This window comes from Kribbella sp. NPDC051587 (assembly GCF_044453945.1).
GTDB lineage: Bacteria > Actinomycetota > Actinomycetes > Propionibacteriales > Kribbellaceae > Kribbella.
The window spans coordinates 264,955-283,178 of the sequence record NZ_JBITDE010000007.1 but is presented as its reverse complement, the minus strand read 5'-3'; the positions used below and the strand labels follow the sequence as shown (position 1 = coordinate 283,178).

General features: G+C 67.5%; 13 protein-coding genes. 5 read left to right on the top strand and 8 right to left on the bottom strand.

The features are described 5' to 3' along the window. Positions 1-255 precede the first annotated feature (255 nt). Positions 256-561, top strand: a complete 306-nt coding sequence (locus ACIA49_RS25525; RefSeq protein WP_396379835.1) for a putative quinol monooxygenase — start codon at positions 256-258, stop codon at positions 559-561. On the opposite strand, the gene ACIA49_RS25520 is transcribed toward ACIA49_RS25525, so the two are convergent. Continuing rightward, the gene (locus tag ACIA49_RS25520) at positions 558-3,587 is read right to left on the bottom strand and encodes a hypothetical protein (protein ID WP_396379834.1); all 3,030 of its coding nucleotides are present in this window, start codon (positions 3,585-3,587) and stop codon (positions 558-560) included. The genes ACIA49_RS25525 and ACIA49_RS25520 overlap by 4 nt on opposite strands. 73 nt (positions 3,588-3,660) lie before the next feature. Further along, positions 3,661-4,101, bottom strand: coding sequence for a cupin domain-containing protein (locus tag ACIA49_RS25515; RefSeq protein WP_396379833.1), 441 nt, complete (start codon positions 4,099-4,101; stop codon positions 3,661-3,663). A gap of 120 nt (positions 4,102-4,221) precedes the next feature. On the opposite strand from ACIA49_RS25515, the gene ACIA49_RS25510 reads away from it, so the two are divergent. After that, the gene (locus ACIA49_RS25510; RefSeq protein ID WP_396379832.1) at positions 4,222-5,019 is read left to right on the top strand and encodes an SGNH/GDSL hydrolase family protein; all 798 of its coding nucleotides are present in this window, start codon (positions 4,222-4,224) and stop codon (positions 5,017-5,019) included. A 42-nt stretch (positions 5,020-5,061) separates the two neighbouring features. Further along, positions 5,062-5,535, top strand: a complete 474-nt coding sequence (locus ACIA49_RS25505; RefSeq protein WP_396379831.1) for a GNAT family N-acetyltransferase — start codon at positions 5,062-5,064, stop codon at positions 5,533-5,535. On the opposite strand, the gene ACIA49_RS25500 is transcribed toward ACIA49_RS25505, so the two are convergent. From ACIA49_RS25500 to ACIA49_RS25490, 3 genes are read right to left on the bottom strand one after another with little or no spacing between them, the layout of a single operon-like run. Continuing rightward, positions 5,532-7,481: a prolyl oligopeptidase family serine peptidase gene (locus ACIA49_RS25500; protein ID WP_396379830.1), complete on the bottom strand. Its 1,950-nt coding sequence runs from the start codon at positions 7,479-7,481 to the stop codon at positions 5,532-5,534. The two genes, ACIA49_RS25505 and ACIA49_RS25500, sit on opposite strands and share 4 nt — an antisense overlap. A 2-nt stretch (positions 7,482-7,483) precedes the next feature. Further along, entirely contained in the window at positions 7,484-8,281 is a 798-nt protein-coding gene (locus tag ACIA49_RS25495; RefSeq protein WP_396379829.1) for a GNAT family N-acetyltransferase, read from the bottom strand. Next, positions 8,274-8,786, bottom strand: a complete 513-nt coding sequence (locus ACIA49_RS25490) for a MarR family winged helix-turn-helix transcriptional regulator (RefSeq protein WP_396379828.1) — start codon at positions 8,784-8,786, stop codon at positions 8,274-8,276. Before ACIA49_RS25490 ends, ACIA49_RS25495 begins: the two co-directional genes overlap by 8 nt. A gap of 96 nt (positions 8,787-8,882) precedes the next feature. Between ACIA49_RS25490 and ACIA49_RS25485 the strand changes: the two genes are divergently transcribed. Continuing rightward, positions 8,883-9,653: a hypothetical protein gene (locus ACIA49_RS25485; protein WP_396379827.1), complete on the top strand. Its 771-nt coding sequence runs from the start codon at positions 8,883-8,885 to the stop codon at positions 9,651-9,653. Here ACIA49_RS25485 and ACIA49_RS25480 read toward each other — a convergent pair. After that, entirely contained in the window at positions 9,586-10,365 is a 780-nt protein-coding gene (locus ACIA49_RS25480; protein WP_396379826.1) for a YqjF family protein, read from the bottom strand. The two genes, ACIA49_RS25485 and ACIA49_RS25480, sit on opposite strands and share 68 nt — an antisense overlap. 54 nt (positions 10,366-10,419) lie before the next feature. On the opposite strand from ACIA49_RS25480, the gene ACIA49_RS25475 reads away from it, so the two are divergent. Continuing rightward, positions 10,420-11,499, top strand: coding sequence for an epoxide hydrolase family protein (locus tag ACIA49_RS25475; protein ID WP_396379825.1), 1,080 nt, complete (start codon positions 10,420-10,422; stop codon positions 11,497-11,499). A gap of 64 nt (positions 11,500-11,563) precedes the next feature. Here the strand turns inward: ACIA49_RS25475 and ACIA49_RS25470 are convergent, their stop codons facing one another. Continuing rightward, entirely contained in the window at positions 11,564-12,565 is a 1,002-nt protein-coding gene (locus ACIA49_RS25470; RefSeq protein WP_396379824.1) for a sugar phosphate isomerase/epimerase family protein, read from the bottom strand. Between the two features lie 211 nt (positions 12,566-12,776). Then, positions 12,777-18,158 carry a ThuA domain-containing protein gene (locus ACIA49_RS25465; RefSeq protein WP_396379823.1) on the bottom strand — a complete coding sequence of 1,794 codons (5,382 nt, stop codon included), beginning with the start codon at positions 18,156-18,158 and terminating at the stop codon, positions 12,777-12,779. Positions 18,159-18,224 lie beyond the last annotated feature (66 nt).

Sequence of the window (18,224 nt, the reverse complement as noted above, 5' to 3'; positions counted from 1 at the left end):
AACGTTGGCAAGAGTTCATTGCCACGTTGCAAAACCGACGCCAAACCCGCAGATCAGTCGATATACCAACCTCTGACAACGATGTCGCTCTCAGTGATCGGTCAGCGGTTGGCGGATTCGGCCGCGTCGTAGCGCCCGCGGTTCGCGCGAATGGTCTCGTGCTGCTCGACCGACCCGAGGAAGAATGGGCCGACGTACTCAAGTGATGTCCTAGGCTCGGTCGGTAGGTGGTTGGCGACCGGCTGGAGGAGCTTGATGTACGGAGGACTCGCGCGGTTCGTGGTGCGGCCGGGCAAGCGCGACGAGTTGCTGGAGGTTGTGCTCTGGAGCGCCCGGATCGCGCGCGACGCCGAGCCCGAGACCTTGCGGCTGGATGTTTGGGAGGTGGCCGACGAGCCCGGCGTGCTGTACGTGTACGAGGCGTACACGAGCCGGGAGGCCTTCGAACTGCACATCAAGAATCCGGCCGTGCAGAGGTTCGGCGAGATCGCGGACACGCTGGTCGAGGGGTGGAGCTTCGTCATTCCGTTCACGGAAAGCCTGGGCTCCACCGCCGACTAGTCGTAGGAGGCGTCGGTCAGGAGTTCGGAGGCTCGGTCGGGCTCGTTGAGGACGGCGCGGATGACGTGGCGGCGATCCCAGCGAGAGCTGGCCCAGGCGAGGGCTTTGGCGAGGCCGTCGAAGGTGGCCGCGTGCGGTGCGCCGTCGGCGTCGACCCACCATGAGACCTCGACGCCGTCAACGGTCAACTCTTCGTGCTCCCACCAGTGTGACGGCACTTCGGGGACTAGCTCCCGCACCAGGTCCGGTACGTCGGCCGCCGTACCGACGCCGTCAATCTTGCCCTCGGCAACTTCTTGCGCGAGCGGTACGTCGAGGAGATCACTCAGCCCGTCGGCCGCAGCGCCGGAGGCGATGACGAAGCCGCCGAGATCGGAGCGCTGCAGCCACATCGGGTTGTCCGCGACGACCGCTGCCTCGGCCTCGACCACCTCGGTCCAGCCGTCCTCCCCCAGCACCCGCACGTGATCGGGTGCGTCACCGGGGAACAGCGGCAGCGTTCCGAGCTGCCGCCAGAAACGCAAGAGATCGCTCTCTGCGATCTCTTGCTCCGGGTCTGCCAGTCGCTCCAGGACCAGACTGATCCCGTCCGCGTCGAGATCGCCGACCTCGCGTACCAGCCCTACCGCGGCACGGACCTCGGGATCGAGATCGCGAGTCCACGCCGGCGCTTCGTCGAGGAAGGTGGCGAGCACCGGATCCGCGTCGGGATCGGCTCGGCCGGCGAGCGGTTCGCCGTCCTCGAGGAGAACGCGCTCTCTGATCCACCAGGCCGAGTACGACGGTACGCCGAGCGGCCGGTCGTCCGGCCCGATCACGCGAACCTGGGTGACGAGGGCGCGACGCAGGTCGGGTTCGGTACCGAGAATGCCGAGGACTCGCGGCCAGGCGTCGTCCTTGATCCAGTCGAGGTCCCGGATCGCGGTCAGCTCGCCGACCGTTGCGCCGTACCGGGAGCCGTCAGGGGCGACGTCGTACGCCCAGTCCTCGATCGCGTCGAGATCCTTGAGCGCCTCGGGCAACCGGTCCAACGCGACATCGGCGGAGGTGATGGTGCCTAGGGTCGCGAGTACGCCGACAGCCGCGAGCGCGGGCAGTCCGTAGCGTTCGAGGACTGCTGCGTCGACCGGAGCAACCTCCTCGTCGTCGAGCACCGCCTCAGCGTCGGATCCGGGAACCACGAGAGCGTTTGCTGGGACCAGTTCGCCGTCCGCATCACGCAGAACCAGGTCGGACAACCACCACAGGCCCTCGGCCTGCGCGGGGTCGGTTGCAACCAGGCTGAGTACGGCGTGCGAGACCGCTTCCGGGTCGTCTGCCTCGGCCGAGTGTTCGACCGCGGTCCGTACGGCGCTGTCTTCGAGTAGGGAGCGCGGAGAGGCCGGGATCGCGCCGAGTCGTTCGAGCGCTGGGTCGACCGCGGCCGGGTTGACGACGCGAACGCCGTACTCGCCGAACTCTTTGAGGACGTCGATAGGGAGCTCCGGGCCAGGCAGCAGCAATCCCCGTGCGCCACGGACGAGCCGGCCATCGGCGAGCGGAACCGGCAACGTGCCAAGGGATTCGCGCAGGAGTGCGTCGGTCACCATGCTCGAGAGAGATGCATAAAGAGCGCTCCACCACTCGGGACTCTCGTCGGCCGCAGCGGTCCCGAGCTGGTCCACCACCTCGGCCAGCTCCAACCGCCGTACGCCGAGCGCGTCCAACGCGAGCCGGTCCGGCCGCGCCGAACCGATCAGCCCTGGAACGATCGGCGCCAGCACCCGGTTGAACGCCTCATCGGATCCCTCGACAACCACCGCATCCCGCGGCCGAAGCAATGCACCATCCTCGACGGAACGCACGATCGGCGTCGTCGGCAGTACCGCGAGAATCGCCTCCCGCAAGGCCTGATCCAGCACCCCAGCCGCCAGCCCCGTCGGCACCAAAGCCAACACACCACCGTCCTCGGCGCGCTGGCGGAGGAGGTCGGCGTAGGCCGTGGCCGCCTCCTGCACGAGGCGGTCTGTCAGCGGGCCTTTGGCGACGTGGCGGCGGGTTGGGTCGAGCGGGAAGGTTGCCAGCAGCAACGCGGGGAGGGAGAGCGCTTCCTCGGTGGGCGTCGGTGCTTGTACGACGTTCGGGAGCGCAGTACCGGGGTCGCGCGGGAGGGCCCAGAGAACTGAGTAGAACGGGCGAGAGCGCTCTTCGACGGGGCGATCCGCGAGCAGCAACTCGCGTTCCTGGTGGTCGAAGGTGCCGGCGGTTCGGTGGATCCACCAGCGGGACTCGGCGTCTTCGAGGACGCGGGTACCGTGCTCGGTCTCGATCTCGATGCGGGAGAGCCCGGGCAGGGCGAGCAGGAGCGGGTCGCCGGCTTCGGCGAGCAGGCGAGCGACGAGGGCGGCCGCGGCGTCGTCGCGCAGCGGCAGGATCACTGCGGTGTCATAGCCGGTGGGCGGCTCGCCTTCGGCTTCAAAGGGAAGGCGCAGGACGGGGACCTTGCCGTCACGACGTCGCACCTCGGTGTCGAGCGCGGTGGTACCGAGGGCCGCGATGGCTGCGGCGGTGTCGGCCTTGGAGAACCGCACGCCGCCCGAGCGCGACAACACGACCGGCTCGTCCGAAACAGCCAGCACGGCCGAGAAGCCGACGCCGAATCGCCCGACCGCCCCCGCCTCTCCAGCTCCTGCGCCAGCTGCGGTTCCGGCCGCTCCGGCCGCTGGCCCCGACTCGACCTCGTCGCGCTTGGCGGACGCTCGCAGCGTGGCCAGGGACTCCACGCCTTCCGCGGACAACGGCGTACCGGTGTTGGCGACGACGAGCGTGTTGCCGCGGAACTCGAACAGCACGCGACCAGGGACTCCGGCCCGGAGGGCGGCGTCGGCGGCGTTCTGCGCCAGCTCGATCACCAGGCGATCGACGTATCCGCCGAGGGCGAGGTCTTCCTCCGCGTTCGCGTCCTCCCGGAACCGGACTGGTGCTGCCGACCAACCTGCCAGCACTCGTTCGCGAATCCCGGCCGTTCCGAACACATCGTCGCTCACGCGGTGCAGTATGCCGATCGGGAGGGCGAGACGGCCCGCCGGGGCCTGATGATCTGCCCCGGCGGGCGCTGGATCACTGGAACGAACAGCCCGGGTTGGCCGCGTCTTCGGACAGCGGCGCGCCCTTCGGGTTGAAGTAGTAGACCAGAAGCACGATCGGCTTGCCGGTCAGGTTGCGCCCGATGTGGACCTGGTGGTCGGGCTCGTGGAAGACGGAGCCCTTCGGGTAGTGACCGTCGGACTTGCAGTCGCTGCCGAAGTGGTCGAGAGTGCCTTCGGCCACCCGGGCGAGCAGGTTGCCGTCGTGGAAGTGCCAGCCGGTCGTCCCACCCGGCTGAATGGTGATCTTGCGGTAGACGATGTCCGTGTCGCCCACCGTCTTCTGCCACAGGATCTCGCCGGTGACGCCGGAGGGCGGCGTCGCGTCCGCGGTGGCCGGTACGACGGCGAGTGACGCCGCCGCGAGCCCGGTGAGCGAGAACGCGGTGAGCGCTCTCCGCGTGACTCCGCGCATGAGTAGTTCCCTTCAGAGAGGTGTTGGTTTCCCAGCTGGAGACCGGCGAGCTGTCTGCCTTGTGACATCGCCGTCCACACTGCGGAACTTATGGTGCCAGCTCACGGCTATGGTTGGCCGGTGATCCCACCCGGCAGCCGGTACGTCGCCCTCGGCAGTTCATTCGCAGCGGGCCCTGGTATCCGCCCGATCGTGCACAAGCAGGCGGGCCGATCGGGCAACAATTACGCGCACCTCGTCGCCGCGGAGCTCGGTCTCGAACTCACCGACGTCACGTACTCCGGCGCCACCACCGCCCATCTGCTCGACACCCGCCAGGACGACGCGCCGCCTCAGCTCGATGCCGTCGGCCCCGATACCGCACTCGTCACGATCACTGCCGGCGGCAACGATCTCGAGTACGTCGGAACGTTCATGCGCGGGAGCGCCCTGAACACGCTCGCCAAGCCGGCCACCATCCTCGGCCGCCGGGTAGCGAACCGGATCCGGGCCCGCGTCAGCTATCTGAAGGACGACGCCGATTACCAAGCCGCCGCGGATTCACTGATCACGGTCGTCGAGAACATCAGAGAGCGCTCTCCGAACGCTCGCGTGGTGCTCGTCGATTACCTGACCCTCGTCGGTCCCAGCACCCGCCCGCGACTCGACGTACCGCTGAACGAGGAACAACTGCCGAGCGTCGCGATGATGGCCGACGGGCTGGCTGCGGCGTTCGCCAAAGCAGCGGCCGCCACCGGCGCGGACCTGATCGCCGCGTCCGCGGCCAGTCGCGATCATGCCATCGGCTCCCCCGAACCCTGGACGACCGGCTTCAGCCTGCAACCGTTCCGGCTGCTCCGCGGCTTCGTCCCGTACCACCCGAACGCGGCCGGCATGCGCGCCGTCGCCGACCTGATCGTCGCCCGGCTCCGCGCCTGAAACTGTCCGAAGCCGTTGCTACGTTGCGGAGCAGGAGGAAACATGACTGAAGTGGAACTGCGAGACGTCGAGGACCACGATCTCGACGCCCTGTTCGAGATGATGCGAGACCCGGAGTCTGTCCGGATGGCCGCCTTCACCGCCAGAGACCCCAACGACCGAGCCGCCTTCGACGCCCATGTCGCGCGCCTGCGCTCGAGCTCCGACCTCACCTTTCTCGCAATCGTTCGTGATGGCGAGTTGGTCGGGACCGTCGGCAGTTGGGTGGCTGAGGGCGAGCGAGAGGTCACCTACTGGATCGACCGCCCGTTCTGGGGCCAGGGCATTGCTGGTCAGGCGCTCGCCCTGCTCATCGAACGGTTGCCCGCGGGGCCCATCCACGCACGCGCCGCCACTGATAATGCCGGCTCCCTCCGAGTCCTGGAGAAAGCCGGCTTCGTCATCATCGGCACCGACACCGGCTTCGCCAACGCGCGCGGCGCCGAGATCGAGGAGACCATCCTCCGCCGCGACTAGCGTTCGGCAACTCCCAGGGATCGACGCAGGAAGTCCAGCTCGCGGTAGAGCAGGTTGGCGATGGTGTTCTCGTCCATGAGGCGGTGGCCCTCCCCGGGGAGTGCGATCAGTTCGTGGTGCTTGCCGGCTGCGAAGAGGGCGCTGCTGAGGCGGAGGGCATGTGAACTCCAGACATTCGTGTCGGCCAGGCCCTGGATGATGAGCAGCGGCCGAGCCAGGTTGGTTGCGTAGGGCAACAGGCTGGTCCGGTCGTAGGCGTCCGGGTGGTCATCGGGATGTCCGAGGAAGCGCTCTTTCCAGTAGGTGTCGTACTGGCGCTGGTCGGTGACCGGAGCGCCGGCGATTCCGGCGTGGAAGATCTCCGGGCGATGGATCACCGCGGCCGCGGACAGGAAGCCGCTGAAACTCCAGCCGCGCATCGCGACCCGGCTCAGGTCCAGATCGCCGTACCGGTCGGCAACAGCCTGCAGAGCCTCCACCTGGTCGTCGAGCACCGGGGTCACGAAGTCGCCATGGATGGCACGCTCGTACGCCGGTCCACGGCCGGGCGTCCCGCGGCCGTCGGTGCTGATCACGACGAAACCCTGTTCGGCGAACCAGCGGGAGACGGCGTAGTACGGCGCTCCATAAGCCATCACGAGCTGGAAGCCGGGACCGGCGTACGGGTTGAGGAGGACGGGCAGGTTCGGCATGCCGGGGCGGTGCCAGGACGGGCGGAAGACAGCGGTGCGCAGTTCGTCGGGACCGGCACTCATGAACTTCACATCGAGCTCGAGGACGGGCCGCTCCGGACGTGACTGGATGACGTGGTTGTTGACCGTGATCCGGCGGCCGTGCAGTGTCCGGCAGTCCAGCGCCAAGGTGCCCTCGGCAGCGAACCCGTCGTTGACGCCGGCCGTCTCGGTGAGTTGGCGCAGCTCTCCGTCATAGAGGTACAGCTGGGTGTCGGTCGGCTCGGTCTGCGCCAGGAACGCGATCCCGGCCGAGTTGTTGGATCGGATCTCGGCCACCTGAAGACCCGGCGGCGTAACGAAGTCCGCGCCGACGAGGAGCCGGTTGGTGTCACACTCGAGGTCGCGTTCGATCCAGACCAGTTGTCCGTCGATGGTTCGTGACGGCGTACCAAGCCTTACGTCGACCCACTGCTCGTCGGTCACCTCCCGTACGACGGTCGTCTCCCCCGTCACCGGGTCAGCCTCGAGCAGGTGAACGCGGCGCTGGTCGCGAGTCTGCACCGCAAAGAGCGGTCTTTCCGTGGTCCACGCGGCCTGCACCAAGTACTCGAACTCGACGTCGTCCCACTGGACCTCGACGCGACTGCCGTCCAGTGCAATCAGGCTGAGGCTCACCTGCGCGTTGTCCGTACCGGCTCGTGGGTAGCGAATCTGCCGCGGCGGCGCATCCGGCTGGGTCGGATCCGCGAGGTAGCGCAACTCGACGCGGCTCTCGTCGACCCGGGCGACCAGAAGCTGATCGCCGCTCGGAGACCACCAGAAAGCGCTCTCTCGTTCCATCGACAACGTCGCCGCGAACTCGGGAACACCCCAGGTCACCGCGTCGCCGTCCGGCTTCGCGAGCGTACGGCGGTTGGAGCCGTCGACGCCGATCACTTCGAGCGCCCCGGATTGAGCGAACGCGATCACCGTTGCGGTGGGGTCGATTCGGGCCGCGTCCACGGCACCGACCGGGAGGTTGGTCCGCTCGCCGGTTTCGAGGTTGGTGACAGACATCCCCTCGGCGGTCGGTAGGCAGAGCCGACCGAGCGCTGTGCTGTGGCCGCCGGCCGGTCCGATGCGCTGTTCGCGGCCGTGCTCAGCATCCATGACCCAGAGCGAACCGTCGCGATTGAACGTCGCATGACGACCGGTGCTGTCGAGCGCGAGCCCGGTGACGGACCCGGCGCTGAAACGCTGGGTCCGTGCGTACTGCCGGGGCAGATCCTCCACCATTACGGCGTGTGGACGTAGGGCGTCGTGGTCGTCACGGCGAGGAAGCCGAGCCGCTGCAGGATCGGCGAACTGTCATCGGACGCGTCGACGTGGAGATATTTGTAGCCCTGGGCAACGGCTCGGGCAGCACGGACGGCGACGAGCGCCTTGTAGATTCCCTTGCCACGCCACTCGGCCAGCGTCGAACCGCCCCACAGACCGGTGAACTCGGTGTTCTCCTTGTAAACCGCCCAGGCCGCCGAGACCACCACGCCGTCAGCCTCAGCCACGTAGATATCGGTCAGGCCGGTGGCGTGCCGCCGTACCAGGTCGTCGGTCAGCCAGGACCAGTCCTCGCCCCACACCGTCGACTCCATCGCCGCGATCCGCTCGAAGTCGGCGCGGTCGGTGACGAGCCGGATCGTGACGCCGTCGACGGCATCCCGTCCGGCCAGGCGGTCGACGATGTCCGCGCTCTCCGCGATCAGCACGGTCTCCTGATCCTCCGGCTCGAACCCGGCCGCGCGCAGCCGATCCGGGAGATCCGCCGGCAGGTCATGTCCGCGCAGCTTCCACTCGACCGGCTGCCCCTTGGCCGCGAAGTAGTCCCGCTGCCGAGCGATCAGCGCGTCCACCTCAGCACCATCGAGACCCTCGAGAGAGCGGTAACTCACGAAGCCCCGCTGCGGATACTCGACCCGGATCACCGGTCCGTCGGTACTCGTCGGAACATCGGCGCTCTCACTGCCGCCGCGCAGTTGCTCGTCGTACGCCGACAGTAGTCGCGCGACCTGGCCGGCCCTCTGATCATCAGTCACGGGAGGACTCTTTCATGCCATCGGTCGCGCGCAGAAGGGTGCTGAGCAGGGTTTCGAGCTGCTCCTGGTCTGCCCCGGGGAGAGCGCGCACCAGGGACTGCTCGACGTCTTGGATGTCACCGATGCCGCGTTGCCAGATGTCGAGGCCGGCTGGGGTGAGGCGGGCCAGGACCTTGCGGCGGTCGTGGCGGTCGTGATGGCGCTCGACGTACTTGCGGCGTTCGAGAGCGTCGAGGCGGTTGGTGAGGGCGGCGGGTGACATCGAGAGATGTTTGGCGAGCTCGCCTGGGGTCGCCTGGTACGGCGTTCCGTTGCGGCGCAGGAGGTGGAGGGTCTTGAACTCCCACCACTGCATGTCGTACTTCGCGAGAACGGCGTCGCGACTGCGGTCGAGGTACTGACCGAGTGACTGCAGCCGGACCGCGATGCCCTCGACGCGGCGGTCGAAGCCCGGGATCTCGCGCTCCCACTGGTCAACGTGCCAGGTCACGAAGTCTTCGTTCACAGGTCGGATTTTTCACCGACTGAAGCTTTGTTGTCAAACATTTCGATGTCGAAGTATCTTCGCCGGACCAGTTCACGAGCGGTGAGGAGACATCGGATGGTTCAGGTCGAGGTGTCGGCGGTGGTGGCAGCGGCAGGGCAACTGGTGCTGGCTGGCCAGTGGGGCGTCGCGCGCACGCTGCTGGAGGCGGCGGAGCCGGTGGAAGCGACGGACGTCCGAGCGGTGGCCCTCGCGCTCGCCGGGGTTTCAGTGGACGAGGATTTCGCTCGGCGGACGCAGCACGGGGAGCGCTCTCTCGCGACGCTCGGGAAGGCGCTCGAACTGTTGCCAGATGCAACGGTTCGTTGGGATGCGGCGTTGCTGCAGTTGCGGTCGGACTACGCGCCGGCGTTGTTCGGCGGGCTGAGCGAGTTCGGCGATTCGCTTCACGCGCAGGCTGTGGTGTTACGCGATACCGCATCGGATGATGGTCGGGCTGGGATGGCGGCGTTCTATGCCGGCGTGATCGCCGACAACCTGCTGAGCGAGCCGGCGACGGCGTTCGCGCACTACACCGAGGCGCTGAAACGGGGAGAGAGCGCTCTCGACGATCTCCTGATCTCTCTCGCGCTCCGGCACCTTGGCGATCACGCGCACACCGCCGGCGATCTGAGGCTGGCACGAGCGCACTGGGAGCGGTCGACGGAACTACGCCAAAAGATCGGGCATCTTCTGGGAGCGCTCGCTCAGCAGGCCTTGCTGTGCGAACTGCTCAAGTCCGAAGGCGACGCCGCAGGGTCGCGGGTCTTGGCGACCGAGGTCAACCGCTGGGCCGGTCAGGCGGGAATCCCGTTCGTCGAGCAGCAGACGGCCGCAATGCTGGGTTGAGGGGCAGACCGAACTCCGCCGGTACGCCGGGACTGTGCAGCACGTGGTCGGGCGGTTCCGCCGGCTCAGGGAGCCCGACTGAAGGGAACAGACCCGGCATGTGCAGCTTGGTGACTTCTGCGGAGTGGAGTTGCCAGGTCGGATGGTAGTTCGGCAGGTACCAGGTGCGGCCGGCTCGGTGGGTGTGCAGGCCCCACCGGGCCGTGAGGAAGTCGGCCAACGGGTCGGTCGGGACGCGCGGTCCGGTCTCGACAACGATCGTGCTGCTCGCGCGCACGCCGTACCAGCGAAGGGTTGAGGTGTACGAGTGCGTGCCGCCTGTCGTGGTGTGGGTAATGTGCGCCCAGCGGTATGGGAGAGCGAAGACGGTCCGAGCGGCCGCAACCACTGCCAGCCGATTCGCGTCGAGGCTGAGGAAGATGACGCCGCGGCGGCCAGTGGTGTCGATCGAGTACAGGCGGATGTTCGTTTCGAGGAAGGTGCCGAAGTACGGGACGGACGGGCCGTGCGGGAGGCCGGTGCCGACCATGCGGAACGGGACCAGACCGATGTAGGTGCGTCCTTCGAAGACGTCCGGGCGAGTGCCGGGCGGGAACAGGTGCGCGACCGCGGCGGGATCGACTGCCCAGTGCAGGAAGGTCAGATCGAGCCATTGCTGCCGCACGATCCGGGGACGCCGGAGCGCGGGCGCGTCCGGCCAGATGGCGGCCATGCCATCGAGCGTAGCGGTCACCCCCTGGCCGGTACCGTGCCTAGGCTCGAGAACATGCGAGAGAGCGCGTTCCGGGCCGAGATCCCGGCAGCCGAGGTGGAAGAGTTGCAGCGCCGACTGGATGCGGTCCGCTGGCCCGATCAGTTGCCCGGCGTCGAGTGGTCATATGGCGTTGAGTTGGAGCGATTGCAGTCAGTGGTCGAGTACTGGCGGACGACGTACGACTGGCGTCGGTTCGAGCGGAGGCTCAACCAGGTACCGCAGTACCTGACCGAGATCGACGGGCAGCGAATCCACTTCCTGCACCGGCCGGTCGAGGGGAAGACACCACTGCTCCTCCTGCACGGCTGGCCTGGATCGGGTGCCGACTTCCTCAGCCTGATGGACCTGCTGCCGGAGTTCACCCTCGTGGTGCCGACGATGCCCGGATTCGGTTTCTCGGGACCAACCACCGCGACGGGCTGGGGTGCCGAGCGGATCGCACAGGCCTACGTCGCGTTGATGGAACAGCTCGGCTACGACCGGTACGGCGTTCATGGGTTCGACTGGGGTGCCCGGATCGGACCGGCGATCGCGCGACTGGTTCCGGAGCGGCTGATCGGACTGCATCTCGACGGGTATCTGGCCTTCCCGAAGGACGACGAGGAACTGAGTGAGAGCGAGAGAGAGCGCTTACTCGGGCTCTCTCGCTGGGAGCGCGAGCGGTCCGGATACGCCGCGATCCAGAGCACCCGCCCGCAAACACTCGCGTACGCGCTGGCCGACTCCCCCGTCGGCCAGCTGGCCTGGAACCTCGAGTGGTACGACGACTACGGTCACCGGGAAGGTGCCATCGGCAACGATCAGATCCTGGACGCGGTCACGCTGACCTGGCTGACCGGGACAGCGGGTTCGTCCGGCCGGATCTACCGCGAGGCCGCGTCGAGCTGGGGCGCAGAGAGCGCTTTCTGCCCCGTTCCCACCGGCCTCGCCGTCTTCCCCGGCGACAGCACGGTCCGTCGCCTCGTCCAGCGCGAGTTCGACGTCACCCACTACACCGAGTTCGACCGCGGCGGCCACTTCGCCGTACTGGAGGTCCCCGACCTGGTCGCCGCAGACCTCCACTCGTTCTTCACCACGCATCCCAACCCCTAACGTCCGAAGACACGCGGGCCCTGGTGTGCGGATCTTCGGACGTTAGCGGTCGCGACCGAGGCGGTTAGGAGGAGAAGGCGGCGTCGAAGGAGGCGGTGGGTGGGTCGAAGGCCAGGGTGCGCACGAACTGGAGGGCTTCGGCGGCGCCGACGAGGCGGTCCATGCCGGCGTCTTCCCACTCGACGGAGATCGGGCCGGTGTAGCCGATCGTGTTGAGCATCCGGAAGCACCCTTCCCAGGGGACGTCGCCGTGGCCGGTGGAGACGAAGTCCCAGCCGCGGCGGGGGTCACCCCAGGCGAGGTGGGAGCCCATGCGGCCGTTGCGGCCGTTGCCTACTTGGCGCTTCGCGTCCTTGCAGTCGACGTGGTAGATGCGGTCCTTGAAGTCCCACAGGAAGCCGACCGGGTCGAGGTCCTGCCAGACGAAGTGGGACGGATCCCAGTTCAGGCCGAAGGCCTCGCGGTGACCGATCGCCTCCAGAGTCGCAGTGGTCGTCCAGTAGTCGTAGGCGATCTCGGACGGGTGCACCTCGTGGGCGAAGCGCACGCCTACTGAGTCGAAGACGTCGAGGATCGGGTTCCAGCGGTCCGCGAAGTCGCGGTAGCCGGCCTCGATCATCGAGGTCGGGACCGGCGGGAACATCGCCACGGTCTTCCAGATCGACGATCCGGTGAAGCCGACCACGGTGTCGACGCCGAGGGCCCGGGCGGCGTGGGCCGTGGTCTCCATCTCCGCGGCCGCACGCTGACGGACGCCTTCGGGAGTACCGTCGCCCCAGATGTGGGCAGGCAGGATCGCCTGGTGCCGCTCGTCGATCGGGTCGTCGCAGATCGCCTGGCCGAGCAGGTGGTTCGAGATCGTCCAGACCTTCAGGTTGTGCTTCTCCAGGATGTCCAGCCGGTCGCGGACGTACGCCGCGTCCTCGGCGGCGCGGCGGACATCGAGGTGATCACCCCAGCAGGCGATCTCCAGCCCCTCGTATCCCCACGACGACGCCAGCCGGGCGACTTCCTCGAACGGCAGGTCGGCCCACTGGCCGGTGAACAGGGTGATCGGTCGTGCCATCACGAACTCCTCAAGCTGAGACTCACAACAACAGGGGTGGTGTCCCCGGCGACACCGGAGCGCGAGGTGCCGCCGGGGACGAGGACCGGGTGGTCCCCCGCCGACCGCCGGAGAGCGCTCTACCCCGTTCCCGGGTGGGGCCGAACCACCCGGGCACGGAAGCGTTCTCCGACGGCGACGTCTTGGGGTCCCGCAACGAACTGCGGGACGGTCAGCGGATCTTGCTCCTCAGGTCCTGGCCGACGGCGGTCAGGAGGGTTCGGGTCGGCACGTCCTTCACCGACTTGGCCTGCGCGAGGTACAGATCCATGGCGATCCGGGCGACCAGGGGCTGCTTGCGCTCGACCGCGCGCTGCGCCAGCCCGAGCTGCACCTTCATCACCGTGGCCTGTGCCGGCGAGAGCTTCCCGGAGACGCGGAAGCGCTCCACGAGTTTCAGCGCCTCCGGGTACGACGAGACCACCGTGAACGCCACCGTGGTCACCGACTTGTTGCCTGCGACATCGAGTGCGGTCGCGGTCAGCTTGTGCGCGCCGAGCCCGAGCACGGCACCGTCAAGCTTCCCGCCGGCCGGTACCGGCTTCCCGTCGATCGCCAGCGTCACTGTGCCCGGACCCGAACCGGCATCCGCCGCCTTGGCACTGACCGTCGCCGTCGAAGCGACCCCGAGCGAGGCCCCAGCGGCAAGACCAGTGATCGTCGCGGTCGGCGCCGTACGGTCGATCTTCACCGTTACCGACTGCGGTTCCGACACATTGCCGGCCGTGTCCGACGCCCGCACCTGCAGGGTGTGGGTGCCGTCGGCGGTGAACTTCACCGGCGCCGTGTACTCGGACCAGTTGCCGTCGCCAACCTTCTGCTCCAGATACGTCTGACCACCCTGGTCATCGGTCCCGAGAGCGGTTGCCGTGACCTCATCGGTCCACCAGCCGGCGAGGCCTGACGGAGCCGACGGGTTCAGCGAGAGCGACACTGTCGGCGCCGTCGTGTCTCGCACCAACTTGAAGTAGTCGAACTTAGCCGTCTTCGAAGCCGCCTGGTCCACACCGAACGCGTAGACCCCGAACTTCGCCCCGGTCGCCAAAGCTGTATTCGCCACCGAGGTGAGAGCCGTCCAGGTCAACCCGTCCGAGCTGTAGGACCCGGTGAAGCTCGATCCCTTCTTGGCCAACCGGAACCACCAGACACCCTGCGTCGCCCCAGCACCAGGCTGCGGCTCCTGCAGGACATCGCCCACCTCACTGCGCAGCTCCAACCCTCGAGCAACCGGAGACCCGGACGGGTTCGTGGTCAGGTAGTCGAGCTTCACGTAGTTCGCATCGTCCTTGTAGACAAGGAGACCCGCCTGCTGGAACGCCTCGTCGAAGGACGACGCATCGACCTTCGTCTCGATCGTCCAGTCACCATCCGGTGCCGGCTGCAACATCAGGTTCCGCGGGTTCGTCGCCGTCCCCTGGTAGATGTCGCCCTTGCTCGTGTCGATCTCCAGTCCGTCACCGCTCACCCGGTACGCCGTTGGGTCCGGGCGCACGATCGATGACCAGCGGCACGCGTCGAGCGTCGTACCGCTGAACTCGTCGTCCGGGGCCGGCTGCTCGGCGGTGTCGTCCGGGGTCAGCTGGAAGTAGTCGAACGACGCGGTGACCGGCAGCGCCTCGGTCCGGTTCGCCAGCCCGAAGACACCGATCCGCGGGTTGGCGATCCCGGCCAACGCCTTCGTCTCCGGCATCTCGGTGAACGTCGCGCCATCGGCGGAGTACGCCGCCTTCAGGTTCGACCCGTCGGAGGTGAACCGCACCCACACGGTGTCCGGGTAGTCCGCGCCCAGGTTGGCCGTGTTCGACCCGGCGACCTCATTCGGTACGCCGGCCTCCTCGCGAATGAACTGGAAGATCCGGTCAGCCGCCGACGGTGCACCCGTCGATCGGCCCTGGATCACCATCTTCGCGTAGTTGTCGTCGTCGCCGTACAGCAGCAATCCAGCCTGCTGATAAGCCAACCGCGCCGGCAGCGTCAGCTTGGTCGTCGCCTGCCAGGCACCCGCCGGCAACGGCTGCAGTACGAGGTTCGGTACGCCGGTGTTGCCCGTCCCGTAGATGTCAGTAGCGGTCAGCGGGAGCGACAGCTTGCCGTCAGCAACCGACAGCTCTTGGTTGCCACGGACAACCGACGACCACCGGCTGGTGTTCAGAGCCGTCCCGTCGAACCCGTCGGACCGTCCGGTCAGACAGGTCGGCAGCGACGGCGTATCCACCGTGATCACGACCTTCGCCGTACCGGCTGCTCCGCGGGAGTCCGTCACGGTCGCGACCGCGGTATGCGTCCCGGCCGTGGTGTAGGTGTGGCTGGCCGATGCTCCGGTCGCCGTTCCACCATCACCGAAGCTCCACGTGTACGACAGCGGCAGATCACCTTCCGGATCCGTCGCGGCCGCGGTGAAGTCCACCTTCAGCGGCGCCTTACCCTGCGTCGTCGAAGCCTGGATCGTCACCGCCGGGCGCTCGTTCTCCGTGACGCCCTTGCCGATGAACTTCACCCAGTTGACGTTGAGCTGCCCGGTCGTCTTCACGAAGTACAACGGACCACTCGCGAGCGACGCTCCACTCACCGGCGCGGTGAAGTCGCCGTACGTCTGCCAACCACCGGTCGGCGTCACCTGGATGGTGGCGACCACCGGCCCGTCGGTCGGCGATCCCTGACGCACCTGCACGGTCGCACCCAGGTCAGGCGATGCCGCCCGCAACTGGATCTGGCCGATGTTGGTCAGGTTGGTGGGCTTCCAGCCCCACCAGTCGCCGTCCTCGATGAAGCCGATGTTCTTCCCACCACCAGCGGTGTCACCGGTGTCCTCGACCTGTACGCCGGGAGTCGTGCCCGGGCCGCCGGTCTCGTTGAAGAACTCGGCCTCCCGCGTCTTCGGCTGCAGCTGGACGATCTTCTGGGTGGTGATCCGGCCGGTCCCCGGCGCGCCCTTGTCGGTGTAGGTCACCTTGACGATGCCGAAGATGTTCGCCCCGACGTGCCCCTGGTCACCGGGCAGCGGGAACGAGCCTTCACAACCGTGGTACTGCTCGTAGTCGTGCGCGTGCTCGTCATGGCCGAGCGCGGGCTGGGTGATGACGTCGTTGCAGTCGATCGTCCCGTCCTCGGGATCGGTGACCGTCACCTTGTAGTGGATGGTGTCCCCGAACTCGAAGAACCCGCCGTCGACCGGCGCCTCGACCGTGATCGTCGGCGCGGTGTTCCCGACCGTGATCGTCTTGTTCGACACCGCGGTCCGGCCGTCCGGATCCGTCACCGTCAAGCGGGCGGTGAAGACGCCGGCAGTGGTGTAGGTGTACGACGGTTTGGGCTCGGTACTGTCGGTTGTCCCATCGCCGTCGAAGTCCCAGGCGAGCGTGACCGGCTGACCGTCCGGATCTCGTGATCCGGTCGAGTCGAAGGCGACCGCGAGTGGTGTCGGTCCAGAGGTCTTGTCGGTCGTGAACTGGGCGATCGGCGCCCGGTTCCCTTGCACATAGTCGATCCGGTAGATCCCGGAGTCGGCGTTGTTGCCACCGAACCCACTCCCCCACTCGATGACGTAGAGGGCGCCGTCCGGTCCGAACTGCAACGCGTGCGGCCGGATGAAGTTCAGCTTCTCCAGCATCCGGGACACGTCGCTGACGCCGGTCCGGTCGTCGGTCAGCTGGACCGAGAACAGCCGGCTGTCGTTCCAGTCGGCGAACACGGCCTTGCCGTCGAAGTACGCCGGCCACTTGCGGTCCGACGTACTGGCTGCGTCGAACTTGTAGGCACCGCTGGTCATCGGTGCGCCACTGCCACCGATCTCCGGCGAACCGGTGGTCGACTTACCCATCCAGAGCGAGGCGGGGATTGCCGCAGGCAACTGGGTGATGCCGGTGTTGTTCGGCGAGTTGTTGACCGGGGCGTTGCAGTTGAACGTCGCTCCCGACGTACCGGTGGCGAAGTCGAAGTCGTTGTACGGCGTGTTCGCGCCGACGCAGTACGGCCAGCCGTAGAAGCCGGGCTTGTCCAGGATGTCCCACTCGACCCGGCCGTCCGGGCCGCGCGTCGGCGAGACCTGGCCGGCGTCGGGACCGTAGTCGGCGACGAACAGGTGGTTGGTGGTCGGGTCGATGCCGATCCGGAACGGGTTGCGGAAGCCCATCGCGTAGATCTCCGGACGGGTCTTCGCCGTACCGGGAGCGAACATGTTGCCGGAGGGGATCGTATAGGTCCCGTCCGCCTCGGGGTGGATCCGCAGGATCTTGCCGTTCAGCGCGTTGCTGTTCGCGGCGCTGCCTTGGGAGTCCCAGGCCGCGCGGCCGGCCCGCTCGTCGATCGGTGCGTAGCCGTCGGAGTCGAACGGGTTCCGGTTGTCGCCGGTGGCAACGAAGAGGTTGCCGTCGCCATCGAATTCCAGCGCACCACCCGCGTGACAGCACTGGTCGCGCTGGGTGTCGACCTGCAGAACCTTCTTCTCGCTGGCCAGGTCAAGAGTGTCACCAGTCACCTTGAACCGGGAGACCTGGTCATGCGGATCGGCCGCGGCCGGTGAGTAGTACAGGTACAGGAAGCCGTTGGTGTCGAAGGCCGGGTCGAGCGCGATCCCGAGCAGCCCGAACTCCTGACCGGTGTAGACGTCCAGGGTCCCCGCGGTCACGACGGTGCCGTCGGTCTTGACGATCTTCACCGCACCGTTGCGGTCGATGTAGAAGACCCGGCCGTCCTTCGCGATCGTCAGTTCCATCGGGTTCGACGTGTTGTCGTCGAGGGTGACCTTCTCGTAGCTGTCGCTCAGCGACGCACCACAGTCGGCAGGCTGCACACCGGCGGCGGTCTTGATACCACCGAGCAGCAGCTTCTGGAACGTCGGGTCGGCGTACGACTCGATCGTGTGGCCCATGCCCGTGTACCAGGCGCGGCCGCCGTCGTAGTCCTGACACCACGTGATCGGGTGCTCGACGCCCATGTTGCCACCGCTGTACGTCGATTCGTCCAGCGACTCGAGGACGTGCACGGTACCGCGCGGATTGGTGCGGTAGTTGTACCACTCGTCCGTGCGCTGCCACTTGGTCGGCGCCTCGGCGGTCGACGGGTGCGCGTGATCCTCGGTCTTCACCGTGGCGGTCGGCGTACCGGCCGGGTGGCTGTCGAAGTAGCTGCCGACGAGCTTGCCGTACCACGGCCAGTCGTACTCGGTGTCCGAGGCCGCGTGAATGCCGGCGTACCCGCCGCCGCCCTTGATGTAGCGCTCGAACGACGCCTGCTGGTCCGCGTTCAGTACGTCGCCGGTCGTGGACAGCCAGATCACGACCTCGTACTTGGCCAGCTCGGTGTCGTTGAACATCGAGGCGTCCTCGGTCGCGGTGACCGTGAAGTTGTTGCCGGCGGCAAGATCCTTGATCGCTTGGATTCCCGCCGGGATCGCGTCGTGCCGGAAGCCTGCGGTCTTGCTGAAGATCAGGGCGTTGAAGGTCTCGTCACCGTGCCCGGGATGGGCCCGGGCCGGTAACGGGGCCAGCAAGGCCGCCACCAGGGCGAGCACGAGGGCGGCGGCGAACGTGCCGTGCCTGCGTAGCTGGATCATGCGGAGCTCCTCATGGGTCGGATAAGGTGCGCGCTCCTGCTGTTCCCGTGCTCTGCCCTGCGCGGG